We start from the raw sequence: 12609 nt of genomic DNA on the forward strand, positions 1-12609 counted from the left end.
CGCGCCGCCTTCACAGACATGACTGGCCCGAAACAAATGTGGGAGCAGCCTTGTGCTGCGAAGCGCCGCGCGGGCGGCGCTCGATCTCACAGGCGCCACACCCCCATCGCCATACACCTGGCAGCCTCACACCCCTGCATGCCCCTAATACCCCGTCATCTCCAGATAACCCCGCCCGCCCGCACTCCCCTGCAACCTCACCGGCCCCTCCCAGTAAGGAAACCGGGTGTTCATCCAGGCACGCGGCTCGACGGCATCAACCTGCACATCCACGCCGTACGCCAGCACCCGCACTCGCCAACGTGTCGGCACCTCCTTGCCGTTTTCCTGCCGCGTCCAGGCCAACGCCTGAAGCTGAATCTGATCGCCTCGCAGCGCTACCACCTCACCCTGGGCACTGGCCCAGGTCCCCGCCCGATACGGCAAACCCTTGGCCTCGCGCACCTGAAACAGCATCAGCTTCGCGCCGCTGTCCAGGTGCAGTGAAAACCAGTCCCAGCCCGTTTGCCCGGCCGCCAGCGGCTGGCTGCTCCACTCCCGGTCCAGCCAGGCCTGCCCGGTGACCGCAATGCATAGGCCATCGCGCTCCACCTCGCCGCTGACGCGGTAGAACGGCTGGCTGTAGTAATACGACGCTTGCCCCTTGCCCGACTTTTCGCTGTAGCCCTGGCTGCCGTGCAGCACCAGCGGCCTGTCACTGCGCAGGCTCAGGTTGTAGCCAAAGCCTTGTCCGGAAGCCTTCATGTGCAACCCTGCAATGCCCTCCCCCCCCTGCAGTGACCAGTCATTGATCCAGGCCCGGAACGGCTGGACTTCGACGCCTGCCTGCCCGATACCGCCACGCGCCAGGGTCTCGCCAGCGCGATGCCCACCCGGCCCAGTCAGGGCAGCATGCCCCATCCACAGGTTCGGGCTGTTCCAGTCGGCCGTTTCCGCCCCCGGGCGCAAGGCCGAACGGAACAGCGTCCACTGCGCGCCCCAGTCCCGCCCTTGGGCGTCTTCAAGGTTGGCGGTGACATACCACCATTCGATGCGAAACCCCTCATGAGCCCCGTGATCACGCGGGAACACCAAGGGGTGATCGCGGGTTACCTGGCTGAACCCACTGGCCTGCTCGCCCAACCCGGCAAAACTCTGCGGCGCTGGCGCAGGCTGGTCGCAGCCGCTCAGCAGCGCGCACAGCACGACACAGGCTTTAACGTTCATCGGCAAACTGCCTCAACAGATCGCTGGGCTGTCGCCGCGCCAGTTGCCACACCGGCCAGGCACTGGCCAGCAGGCTGGTGAGGATGCCCAGCACCGCCAGTTGCACCAATTGCCCAGGAAACACATACAGCGGCAACCGCCAGCCAAATGCCTGCACGTTCACCACCGCCACCAGGCACCAGGCCAACACGACACCGACAGGGATCGCCAGCAGCACGGTGAGGCTGCTCAGCATGAGCGTCTGGCCCAGGGTCAGCCAAACCAGTTGCGTGCGCCGCACACCCAATGCCCAAAGCGGCGCCAGCTGGCCCAGGCGGCTTTGGCTCAGGGTCAGCAGGTTGATGAACATGGCCACGCCGGCGACACCCAGTGTCAGGCTGTTGAGGGCGGCGGTGGCGGCAAAGGTGCGGTTGAACACTTCGGTCGACCAGCGCTTCAGGCGCGATTGCTCGACCACCCGGCTGTCGTCCAGGGCAAAGCGCTGCTGCAACTCAGCTTTGAGGGGTGCCAGGTGCGTGGGCGCGACATCCACGCTCAGGCCGGTCAATGTCGCCTGCGGCCAATGCCTGCGCAGCCAGTCGGCATTGACCAGCACATGGCCCTTGGGGTTGCCATAGTCGGCGTACACCCCCGCAACCGTCATGGGCGGCGCAGCGTCGCCCGCCAGCATCAATGTGTCGCCCACCGCCAGCCCTAGGCGGCGGGCCAATTGTTCACTGAGCATCACCGCCTTGCCCGCCGCCAACTGCTGCCAGGCCTGCGCGTGCTGGTCCAGCAACGGCCAGCGGTCGCGGTAGGCCGGGTGGTCGATAACCCCCTGCACCTGCACTGGCCAACCCTTAAGGTGTGTTTCCACACGCCAGCCTGGCAGCACCGCCGTGGCCGCAGGTTGCTGCTTGAGCCACTCACTGATCTGCAGGCCCTGCGCAGTGTCCCGAGGCGTCACGTAAAGGTCGGCGGACAAACGCGCATCGAGCCAGCCGATGAAGGTCTTGCGAAAGCCCTCGGTCATGCTGCCCACGCCAACACTGGCGGCCAGTGCCAGCAACAAGGCCATCAGCGCCAGGCTCAACCCAGGTAATTGCTGGCGGCTGTCGGCGACGAACCACTGCGACAGCGGCCGTCGGCGCCCACGCGCAGCCCAGGCCAGCACGCCGTCGAGCAAGGGCGGTAACAGCAACGCCGAGGCCAGCAACAACGCCGCCAGCAAGGCGAAAGCGCTGGCCAAGCCCTGGCCCAGTTGCCAACAGCCAAGCGCCACCAGCAGCAACAGCAGTGCCACCCACGTCTGGCGCCGCAACCAACGGCCTTGCGCCAAGCGCCAGGCCTGGGGTTGAGCCAGCGCCAACAGGGGCAGGCGCGCCGCCTGCAAAACACTGCTCAGCCCCGCCAACAAGGCCCCGAGCACACTCACCAGCACCCCAGCCAACCACCACCCTGCCGGCAGGTGCAACACGCTGGCGACTTGGGCGCCATACAAGCCACGCAAACTCGCGGCAACGTCTGGCAACAGCAACGCGGCCAGCCCATAGCCGCCCGCCACCCCGGCCAGCCCGCCCAGCACCGCGAACAGGCCCAGCTCCAGCGCCAGGCCGAGCAACAGGCAATGCAAACTGACGCCACAGGCCCGCAGGCTTCTGATCAAGCCACGGCGCTGCTCCAGTGCCAGGCCAATGGCGGCGTGGGCGATGAACAGCCCGACCACGAAGGCCAGCAAGCCGAGGGCGGTGAGGTTCAGGTGAAAGCTCTCGGTCAGGCGTTGCAGGCCACCGTCATCACTCGGTGTTTGCAGTTCGAGCCGCGCAGCGATGGCTGCGGGCAAGGGCGCCGAAGGCCCTGTCAGTAGAAGCCGCGACAGCTGTCCGGGTGCCTGCAGCAAGGCCTGCGCATGGCCGATGTCGACCACGATCACCCCGGGCGCCAACTCCGGCTTGAGCACAAAGGGTGGCAGCCGCTGCCCTTCGCTGCTGACGGCCATGTCGCTAACGGTTTTGCCCAGTTGGCGCAAGGTGTCCGGCCCTACCCAGGCCTGCCCCGGCGTGCCAATAAAGGCCTGCAGGTCGAAATCGGCCACCCGCACACCCGCCACGGCAGTAGAAACTGGCAAGCTCAACGGCTCGACGCCAATCAGCCGGACAGTCACCGGCTGCTCGCCAGAAAACCGCAGCCGCCCCTCCAGCACCGGGGCAACCGGCCAGCCCAACTGGCGCAATTGCACATACAGCGCCTGCTCGAAGCGTTCGCCGTCACGCGGCACCAATTGCGCCTGCATCGGTGCCGCCAGTACCGCACTGGCGCGGGCGTAGTCGCTGCGCGCCTGACTGTTGAGTGCCTGGACGCCGGTCCATAACGCAGTGGCCAGCCACAACCCGGTAAAGATGCTAAGGCACTGCACGCGATGGCGCCGCCAATGGCTCAACAGCGCCTGCAGGGTCAGCAGCAATGGGCTCATAGGCCGTGCTCGGCGCGCACGCGGCCCGCCTGCAGGTAGCAACTGTGCGCTAGCCGCGCCGCCAGGCGCTGGCTGTGGGTCACCATCAGGACACTGCTGCCGGCCTCGGCGACCAGTTGCAAAAACAGGCCTAACACCTCATCGCTGCTGGCTTCGTCAAGGCTGCCGGTCGGCTCGTCTGCCAACACCCAGGCGGGGCGACCGGCCAGGGCGCGGCCAATGGCGACCCGCTGTTGCTGGCCGCCAGATAGCTGTTCCGGGTAGCGCGTCAATAACGCAGCCAGCCCCAGGCGCTCTGCCAAGTACGCCAGCCAGTGCGGGTCATGCCGGTTGGCAAGCCGGGCTTGAAACGCAAGGTTGGCCGCCACGTCCAGGCTGCTGATCAGGTTGTACTGCTGAAACACCAGGCCAATGCCGTCCCGGCGCCACCGCGCCAGTGCCGACTCCGAACGGCCATCGAGGGGTTCGTCATCAATCAGGATGCGCCCGCTGTCGGCCCGGTCCAGGCCGGCAATCAAATGCAACAAGGTGCTCTTGCCACTCCCCGACTCCCCCATCAGCGCCAGGCTGCTGCCGCGCGCCAGGCGCAGGTCGATGCCCTGCAGTACCGGCAGCGGGCCTTGGGGGGTGATGAATGACTTGTGCAGTTGCTCGACGACCAGCATCGGGGGACTGTCCTCTTTGCGCGTTGTATCCCATAGGCATAGCAGGTCACGGCTGTGCAAGGGTTACCAGGACGTCATGTTGATCACTACGTCGAGTGGGACCTTGATATTCGGCAACCCCTAATTGACTTCACTTAACAGCCCCCTGTGCCCAAAGCGCAGCGAGCACGGCTTTGCTCAGAAACATACAAGATCCGCATTTAGCGAAACTTCCTACAACTCTTTAGGAAGCCATTACGGCGACGAGGAATGGATTCCCCGTTACGGTCTTTGGGTGCACTTATGCCCCGCATTCTACAACGCGTCCGGCCCGATAAACCTGCCCGATGGGATGAACAGCAGGAGCCCGTATGAGCAACTTGAACGATGTGCGCTTCACCTTCAGCACACCCGCCGATGAGGCAATAGCGTTTGATGTGGTGTCGTTCGAACTGACCGAAGGAGTCAGCGAGTTGTACCGCCTGGAAGTCGAACTGGTCAGCTTCGCCGACGACGCCGACTTCGCCACCCTTCTAGACCAACCCGCCGTGCTGACCATCTGGCAGCAGCAGGAAGCCGTCCGCCATGTCCACGGCCTGATCAGCAGTTTCGAGCAAGGCAAGACCGGTCACCGCCGCACCCGCTACCGCGCCGTGATCGAGCCACAACTGGCCCGCGCGGGCCTGCAATCGGATTGGCGCATCTTCCAGCACCGCCCGGTCCCGCAGCTGTTAGAGGAACTGTTCCGCGAACGCCAATGGGGCACTTTGATCCAGTATGTGGTCAACCCACACCAGAGCCGCGAATTCTGCGTCCAGGCCGGCGACCCGGACCTGGGTTTCTTCTGGCGCCTGTCGGCCGAGGAAGGCTTGATCTGCACCTTCGAGCACAGCGCAGCCAACCACGTGGTGATCCAGACGGATCACATCAGCAATTTCGGTAGCCTGGAAGGCGAGCCAGTATTGTATGTCGCCAACCGCGGCGGCATGGAGCAGCAACCCTGCCTGCGCCACTTCGCCTACCGCGAACAGGTACGCACCAGCAGCCAAGTCCAGCGCGACTACACCTTTACCCACCCACGCTACAACCATGAGCACACCATGTTCCCTCAGGACATGGGCAATCAAAGCAACGACTACGAACGCTACGACTACCCTGGCCGCTACAAGCACGACAACGCCGGCAAGCCGTTCACCCAGACCAAAGTCGATGCCCTGTTCAGCGATGCTCGCGTGGCCGAAGTCGAAGGCGATGATGCTCGCCTGCAACCGGGTATCGCCTTCCAGCTGGCTGGCCATGCCCGGGAGGACATGAACATCCTCTGGCGGCCACTGCGGATCACCCACAGGGGCCGCCAGTTTACGGCACTGGAAGAGGATGCTGCCGAAGCCGAAGTTGGCACGTCCTACACGCTCACCGCCACCCTCATACCTGCGCAAGTCGAATGGCACGCCCCTGCCCGCCCCAAACCGGTAATCGAAGGCCCGCAGATGGCCAAGGTAGTCGGGCCACCCGGTGAGGAAATCTACTGTGACGAGCACGGCCGTGTGCGCGTGCAATTCCCCTGGGACCGTCTCGGCCAGGACGATGAGAAAAGCTCATGCTGGGTGCGGGTCACCCAAGCCTGGGCCGGCGCCACCTGGGGCCACATGGCCATTCCCCGGATTGGTCAGGAAGTGGTGGTCAGTTTTCTCAACGGCGATCCCGATCAGCCGATGATCACCGGGCGCAGCTACCACATCGTCAACCGCCCGCCGTACCGGTTGCCTGAGTTCAAGGCACTCAGCCCGATACGCAGCAAGGAGCACCACGGCAAACGCCACAACGAACTGCGCCTGGACGACACCACCGGGCAGATCAGCGCGGCGCTGATGAGCGATCACGACCACTCGGCACTGAACCTCGGTTACCTCACCCATCCTCGCCACTTTGGCGGCAAGCCGCGTGGGCAAGGTTTCGAGCTGCGCACTGATACCCACGGCGTGGTGCGCGCCGGTGGCGGGCTGCTGGTAACGACGGAAACGCGTAGCCGCGCCACCGAGCATCACACCGACTTGGCGGAAACCGCCGAACGCCTGAAGGTAGCCCAGGAATATCACAGCACCTTTGCCAGTGAAGCCCGCGATCACCTGGCCCAAGACGGCGGCGATCAGGATGAGGTGGGCGAAGCCCTCAAGGCCCAGCACGACGCCATTCGCGGCAGCGGTGGCAACCCTGAAGCCAACCGCTTCGCCGAACTGGCCGATCCGCAACTGGTGATCGCCAGCCCGGCCGGCATTGCGACAAGCACACCGGAATCCACCCACATCGCCAGCGGCGAACACCTGGGCCTTAGCACAGGCGGCCACACCAGCATGGCCATCGGCAAGCGCCTGTTAATCAGTGCCAGTCGGGGCATACGGCAGTTCGTACAGAGCATGGGCTGGCGACTAGTCGCGGCCTCCGGCGACATCGACCTGAAAGCGCTCAAGGACAACATCAACCTGCTGGCCAAGCTCAAGGTCACCGTGACCGCAGAACGGATCACCCTCAGTGCCAAGGAGGAACTGGTGATTCAAGCCGGTGGCAGCAGTACGACCTACAACGCGGGCGGCATTCTGCACGCCACGGCTGGGCAGTACACGGCACACGCGACGGACTTCATCTACAAGGCCTCAAAGAGCCAGGCGGCGGCGTTTCCTGAAGACCTCAAATCGGGCAAGGGCAATCTGGAGCTTTTTCAGCATTACGCAAATAACCACGCATTCAAAGGAGCCAAGTACGAAGTTGAAGACGCGCTAGGTCAAGTCATCAAAGGCACTTTGGATGAGAACGGGTTTTCTGCCGTATCAGGTCTCGCATCCGGCCCCGTGAAAGTGCAGTTCGGGCGAGACAAAGCCAGGGCTGCGTCTGCAGCACCGTTCCAGGAGCCGCCCCCGTCAACCACCTCCGACAAAAGCATGCCCCTCAGTCCGGCAGACGCAATGCAGGAGGCGGTCAATCAACTCATCAAGTCAGGGGAGATGGATGCTCGCGATCCCAAGCACCTCATGCAGGCGGCCCTCAAGGCTCCACTCGCCACCGAAGCAACGTTGAAAGAGCGCTCCCATCCGATGACGCTCCGCAATACAAGGAACAACCAACATGGATAGGTGCAGCGGGGTGGTCGCCCCTAAAGATACCTTCGATGAAGAAGACGTAACAGCCAGCACCGAGATGCTGGCCAAGTGGCTCACAGACCTCACTGGAGACATTGTTAACTGGAGGACCGTCATATCCGTAGGCGAGATGCTACCTGTCGCCGGGTCGATTTTTGCGGCTACGGATGCCATTGGCGACATCATAGAACTGGCCAAAGGTGACAGTGCCTATCGAGCTGACGTGTTCAACTGGGTAGGTCTAGGCATCAACCTATTCGCAATCGCTCCATTACCTGGTATCGGCCCGGCGCGGATAGTCATGCGCCCAGCGCTGAAGTCGCTAAGAACCGCGTCCAAGGACGGCATTGCTCAAGCGCTTCTCAAAGCGATTGAAGGTGCGCTAGCCCATGTTTGTCCTGGGGACCTCGAAGCGTTCATAGGCGAGATCGAAGCCAAGTTGCAGAGCATTCTTGCCAGCTTCGCCGAGAAAGTTGTCGAGGTCTGCAGGTTCCTGGCCAACTTGATCCGGTCGGTGGCAGACGGGACAGTGAAGGATGTCGCCCTGACCGCCCTGTTCCCCGGAGTACGATTAGTGGCGGAAGCCTCTGACTATTTCAAACGAAAAACGGGGCTTGGCTTCAGCAAAAATGAACTGGGGTTCGGACAAAACGAAAAGCTAAAAAAACTTCTTGAACCTGCAGCACGAAGCCTCGAAAGCATCGGCCGGATGGCAGGCGAGAAAATAGTCGCAATTGGCAGCAAGGCGAACCCTGGCAGCATCGCCGATATTCTGAGCGTACTAAGCCTGGCTTTACGTAAAAGAGGGTACACACCGAGGCGAAGCAACATCGCGCCAAACTCAACCAGCCAAAGCCGCAATGTGCAGGGGCGCCACGGCACCGAGGCGGCTCCCGCCCAACGCGCGACAAAGGCAGACCCAAACTGCAAAAAGCGCGGGACAAAAGCTGGCACCCATTGCAGCATCAGCTTCGCCACAGGGACCGAAACAATCGTCCACACCGATTTCCAGCTACCAGGTGTGTTCCCCATCGAGTGGAACCGTACCTATCGTTCCTCTCTGTCAGCCTTCGACAGCAGCCCCTACGGCGCACGCTGGACTACTCCATTTGCAGCACGCTTCGATCTGAATGAAGACCACCTCACTTTCCATGGCAGCGATGGCAGAAGCCAGCGCTATGCGTTGCCGAAGCTCAAAGGCAGCCACTACGACGCCATCGAGAACGTAGTCATCGCACGGATCGCAAACGACACCCTCGCCATACTACGAGGCCATGATAGCCAGGAGATCTACCAACGTCATGGCGATCAGTTCCGCCTCACGACCATCAAGAACAAGGGCGGAGCACGCATAGACCTGCACTATGAACACCGAGTAGCTGACACATCCGTGCTTTCCGATCTGGTGACGTATCAAAACGATACGCCCCATCATCACATCCACACACAGATCAACGATCAGGGACATGTCATCGCGTTATGGTTGATGCACGACGGCCAACCGCAACGCCAACTGGCGACCTATACATACGACACGCACGGCGATCTATGCACTGCGAGCGATGAGCACGGGGCTCAGTGGACCTATCAGTACCAGCACCATCTGGTCACCCGCTACACCGACCGCACCGGCCGGTGCATGAACCTCGAATGGCTCGGTGAAGGCGCTGATGCCAAGGCCATCCGCGAATGGGGAGACGATGGCAGCCTCGATACCCGCTTGAGCTGGGACCCAGACATCCGCCGGACCCGCATCGTGGATGCCAACGGCAATGAAACCCAGCACTTCTGCGACATTCTCGGCTACCCCTATCGCATCATCCATCCCGACCGTAACGAGGAATGGCTGTATCGCGATGCCGCCAAAAACATCACCCAGCACATCCACACCGATGGCAGCAGTGATGTCTACGCCTACGACGAACGCGGCAACCTGCTGCAGCATACCCGACCCGATGGGACATCGATCCATCACGCCTACGACGACCTGGATCAGCGTTTCAAAACACGAGATGCCGAGGGCGGGCTGTGGAAGTACGACTACGATCAGCGCGGCAACATCATCGAAACCCAGGATCCCCTGGAGAACAAAACGCTCTACCGATACAGCAGTGACAACCTGCCCATCGCCATTACCGATGCCAACGGCGGTGAGAAGAAGTTGGCCTACAACCGCGATGGGCAGCTGATCAGCTACACCGATTGCTCGGGCAAATCCACACAGTGGAAGTACAACGCCTCGGGCCAACTGGCCAAACTCATCAACGCCGCCGATGAGATGACCGAGTACCACTACGAAGCCGGCCAGCTGGTACGGCTTATCCACCCAGACAAGACCAAAGAGCGTTTCGAACGCGATGCCGAAGGCCGACTACTCAGCCACACCGACGCCCTGCACCGTCGCACCCGCTGGGACTACAACGAAGCCGGGCTGATCCATCAACGCCACAACGCCAACGACACCACCCTCACCTACCACTGGGACAAGCTCGGCCAGCTCGTGCGTCTGCGCAACGAGAACAACAGCGAGGCCAGCTTCAAGTATGACCCTGTAGGTCGACTGCTCAAGGAAACCGGCTTCGACCAGGAAACCACCCATTACCTGTACGACAACGGCAGTAACCTGCCGACTCGGCGCTTGGATGGAGATAGGACCAGCCATTTCACTTACGACCCTATGGGCCGACTTCTTGAACGCAAAGCAGGCAGACGCGGCGGTGAGAAATGGGAGATCGAGACCTTTGCCTATGACGGCAATGGCAATCTGACCTGGGCTGAGAACGGCACCTGCAAACTGCAGTGGTTCTACGATGCCGCAGGCAACAATACGCGCGAGCATCAGTGGCTTGATTATCTGGTCAAACCACAGGTTGCAGTCTTTAAGCATGAGTACGATGCTCTCAACCACCGCGTCGCCACCACCCGTCCCGATGGCCACCGAGTCAGCTGGCTGACTTACGGCAGCGGCCACCTGCTCGCGCTCAAACTCGATGATCAGGAGTTGATCAGTTACGAGCGCGATGATCTGCACCGGGAGATCGGTCGCGTGCAGGGCAATGGCCTGGTCCAACGACAGACTTGGAGCCCGAATGGCCAGTTGCTGGAACAGACGCTGGCTCGGCAAGGTGAGTCCAAACGCATAGCGGCGCGCACCTACCGTTATGACGGAGCCGGGCAGCTATGCCACATCAAAGACTTGAACCGTGGCGATCTGCGCTACCGTTATGACCCGGTTGGTCGTTTGCTTGAAGCCAGCCTTAACTACGAGAAGGAAATATTTGCCTTTGACCCAGCGAGCAACCTGCTGGACCCCGAGGCACCGCCCGGGCCAAATCCGCACTCGCCACGCAAGCTGATGGACAACGTACTGCGCAGCTACTGCGGAACGCAATACCGGTACGACGAGCGCGGCAATCTGCTGGAGCGGATAGAGAATGGCAAGGCTGGCAAGTTCACCTGGGACCTGTACGACCGCCTGCGTAGATACGAGGACGATCGGCTGGTTGTCGAGTTTGGCTATGACGCTTTAGGCCGCCGTGTCTACAAGGACTCGCGCTCGAAGTACCGCAATCGTGTCCAGGCTGGACCGGTTTGGAATGAGAATGCGCGGCGTGCGCTGGATGAGAAGCTGGGCTGCGATCTGACGCTATTTATCTGGGACGGTGACACGCTGGCGTTCGAGCAGCTAGGCCGACACGGCAAGGGGCAGACCACACATTATGTGTTTGAACCAGGCACGTTCGTTCCGGTCGCGCAAGGGGTGATGAACCATATTGAAGAGATGCTGCATCAGCCGAATTATGACTTCCCCTACGACGTCGAACGAGATCCGGTTTGGCAGCAAAAGACAGCACCGAAGCCATTCGACACTCTTGACTGGTATCAATGTGATCATTTGGGTACAGCGATGGAGCTTACTTCCGATGAAGGATTAATTGGGCGGAGCAATACATATAGAGCATGGGGACATGCAAGGGAGAAACGACCCAATGACACCGAGTTGGCACAGAGCTGTAATCCGCTGCGTTTTCAAGGCCAGTACTACGATGTTGAAACAGGCTTGCACTTTAATCGCCACCGGTACTACTCCCCGCAAACAGGTCGATTCATCAGTAGGGATCCAATAGGTTTCGCAGGCGGCCTTAACATCTACGTTTATGCTCCTAACCCGATTGAATGGACGGATCCGTTTGGTCTGGCTTCAAACAGAGATTTCCGACCTACCGCCACTCTAGAACGCAAATTATCCATCTTAGAAACTGCTCAAGCAAAAGCAGTAAGGGAGCGGGCTCTTCCGGACGGAAGAATTCGATACCACGAGAGGGAAGCTTTAGCCCGCACTCCAGGTCCCACGAGAGGAAGATCCCGAACGACCGAGTGGAATCCTAAGACAGGACAGGTGCGAACATGGGAAGAGACGTATGATCATTCTGGAAAAATAAATCGAGTTCACCCTAAATCCATCAATGGCGAACTAATAGACTTGCCCCATTATCCTCCTACTAAGCTGGATATCGAACAAGGACTAGCAACACCTGATGGAAAAAGTTTAAACTGCACGTGTTAGGAGGCGAAGCCATGCTCAGCAGAAAAGAAAAAAAACGCATCGTACAAAACATGATTAATTTCCTCTCATCAAGAGAGTACAACCCGTTAGAGTTCTCCAAATACACATACCTGATCAGCCTAGATGAAAAAATCCATCGCTCCGATGATATCCAGCTGAATGAAATAATGTACACCTTAAGTGGAATGGATGCAGGTGAAGAATTTATGTTTACGAAAACCGAAGTACTTGAAATTCTTAGATCCTACCTACTTTCAATTGATGAGGGTCGAGCAGAAGTATCTCCCACCCCAAAATCCGATTCAGCAGAATCATAAATAGGAGCCAAACCGAATGTTGAAGATTATAAGGCTTAACGACTCAACCGATCACGGAGGCAAAGTTATTGAGTGCATAGCCAATACAAACCTCAACGGCAAACCCATGGCCGGCAAACGCAACATGGTCTTCTGCCCTCTATGCAAAGGTGAATTCCCAATCATCGAAGGCAGTGACACTTACCGCGTCAATGGCATCCCCGTTGCGCTCGACGGCATGAAGACCGCGTGCGGCGCCAGCCTGATCGCCAGCGCTTCACACGGCAGCGTCCATCGCTGAGGTAAC

The 12609-nt window shown here is 60.4% G+C and carries 7 protein-coding genes; 4 read left to right on the top strand and 3 right to left on the bottom strand.

Annotation, left to right across the window (positions count from 1 at the left end):
* Positions 1 to 144: 144 nt before the first annotated feature.
* From AB7M33_RS26060 to AB7M33_RS26070, 3 genes are read right to left on the bottom strand one after another with little or no spacing between them, the layout of a single operon-like run.
* Positions 145 to 1206 (bottom strand): lipocalin-like domain-containing protein, encoded by a 1062-nt coding sequence (locus AB7M33_RS26060; RefSeq protein WP_454243971.1) that lies wholly within the window; start codon positions 1204 to 1206, stop codon positions 145 to 147.
* The gene (locus AB7M33_RS26065) at positions 1196 to 3658 is read right to left on the bottom strand and encodes an ABC transporter permease (protein ID WP_454243972.1); all 2463 of its coding nucleotides are present in this window, start codon (positions 3656 to 3658) and stop codon (positions 1196 to 1198) included. Before AB7M33_RS26065 ends, AB7M33_RS26060 begins: the two co-directional genes overlap by 11 nt.
* Complete coding sequence (locus tag AB7M33_RS26070; protein WP_099428970.1) at positions 3655 to 4323, bottom strand: ABC transporter ATP-binding protein; 669 nt, start codon at positions 4321 to 4323, stop codon at positions 3655 to 3657. The genes AB7M33_RS26065 and AB7M33_RS26070 overlap by 4 nt, the downstream gene beginning before the upstream one ends.
* Positions 4324 to 4673: 350 nt before the next feature.
* Here AB7M33_RS26070 and AB7M33_RS26075 point away from each other — a divergent pair, with 350 nt between their 5' ends.
* From AB7M33_RS26075 to AB7M33_RS26090, 4 genes are read left to right on the top strand one after another with little or no spacing between them, the layout of a single operon-like run.
* Complete coding sequence (locus AB7M33_RS26075) at positions 4674 to 7433, top strand: type VI secretion system Vgr family protein (protein WP_454243973.1); 2760 nt, start codon at positions 4674 to 4676, stop codon at positions 7431 to 7433.
* Positions 7426 to 12006 carry an RHS repeat-associated core domain-containing protein gene (locus AB7M33_RS26080; protein WP_454243974.1) on the top strand — a complete coding sequence of 1527 codons (4581 nt, stop codon included), beginning with the start codon at positions 7426 to 7428 and terminating at the stop codon, positions 12004 to 12006. The genes AB7M33_RS26075 and AB7M33_RS26080 overlap by 8 nt, the downstream gene beginning before the upstream one ends.
* 11 nt (positions 12007 to 12017) lie before the next feature.
* Positions 12018 to 12323 (top strand): hypothetical protein, encoded by a 306-nt coding sequence (locus tag AB7M33_RS26085; RefSeq protein ID WP_099428968.1) that lies wholly within the window; start codon positions 12018 to 12020, stop codon positions 12321 to 12323.
* 16 nt (positions 12324 to 12339) lie between these two features.
* Positions 12340 to 12603, top strand: a complete 264-nt coding sequence (locus AB7M33_RS26090) for a PAAR domain-containing protein (RefSeq protein ID WP_099428967.1) — start codon at positions 12340 to 12342, stop codon at positions 12601 to 12603.
* The last annotated feature ends 6 nt before the right edge of the window (positions 12604 to 12609 follow it).

The organism is Pseudomonas sp. Y3 TE3536 (assembly GCF_053629175.1).

Bases quoted from the DNA above. Each gene is read 5' to 3' on its own strand.
- AB7M33_RS26060 (WP_454243971.1), bottom strand. From the start codon at position 1,206: ATGAACGTTAAAGCCTGTGTCGTGCTGTGCGCGCTGCTGAGCGGCTGC.
- AB7M33_RS26065 (WP_454243972.1), bottom strand. From the start codon at position 3,658: ATGAGCCCATTGCTGCTGACCCTGCAGGCGCTGTTGAGCCATTGGCGG.
- AB7M33_RS26070 (WP_099428970.1), bottom strand. From the start codon at position 4,323: ATGCTGGTCGTCGAGCAACTGCACAAGTCATTCATCACCCCCCAAGGC.
- AB7M33_RS26075 (WP_454243973.1), top strand. From the start codon at position 4,674: ATGAGCAACTTGAACGATGTGCGCTTCACCTTCAGCACACCCGCCGAT.
- AB7M33_RS26080 (WP_454243974.1), top strand. From the start codon at position 7,426: ATGGATAGGTGCAGCGGGGTGGTCGCCCCTAAAGATACCTTCGATGAA.
- AB7M33_RS26085 (WP_099428968.1), top strand. From the start codon at position 12,018: ATGCTCAGCAGAAAAGAAAAAAAACGCATCGTACAAAACATGATTAAT.
- AB7M33_RS26090 (WP_099428967.1), top strand. From the start codon at position 12,340: ATGTTGAAGATTATAAGGCTTAACGACTCAACCGATCACGGAGGCAAA.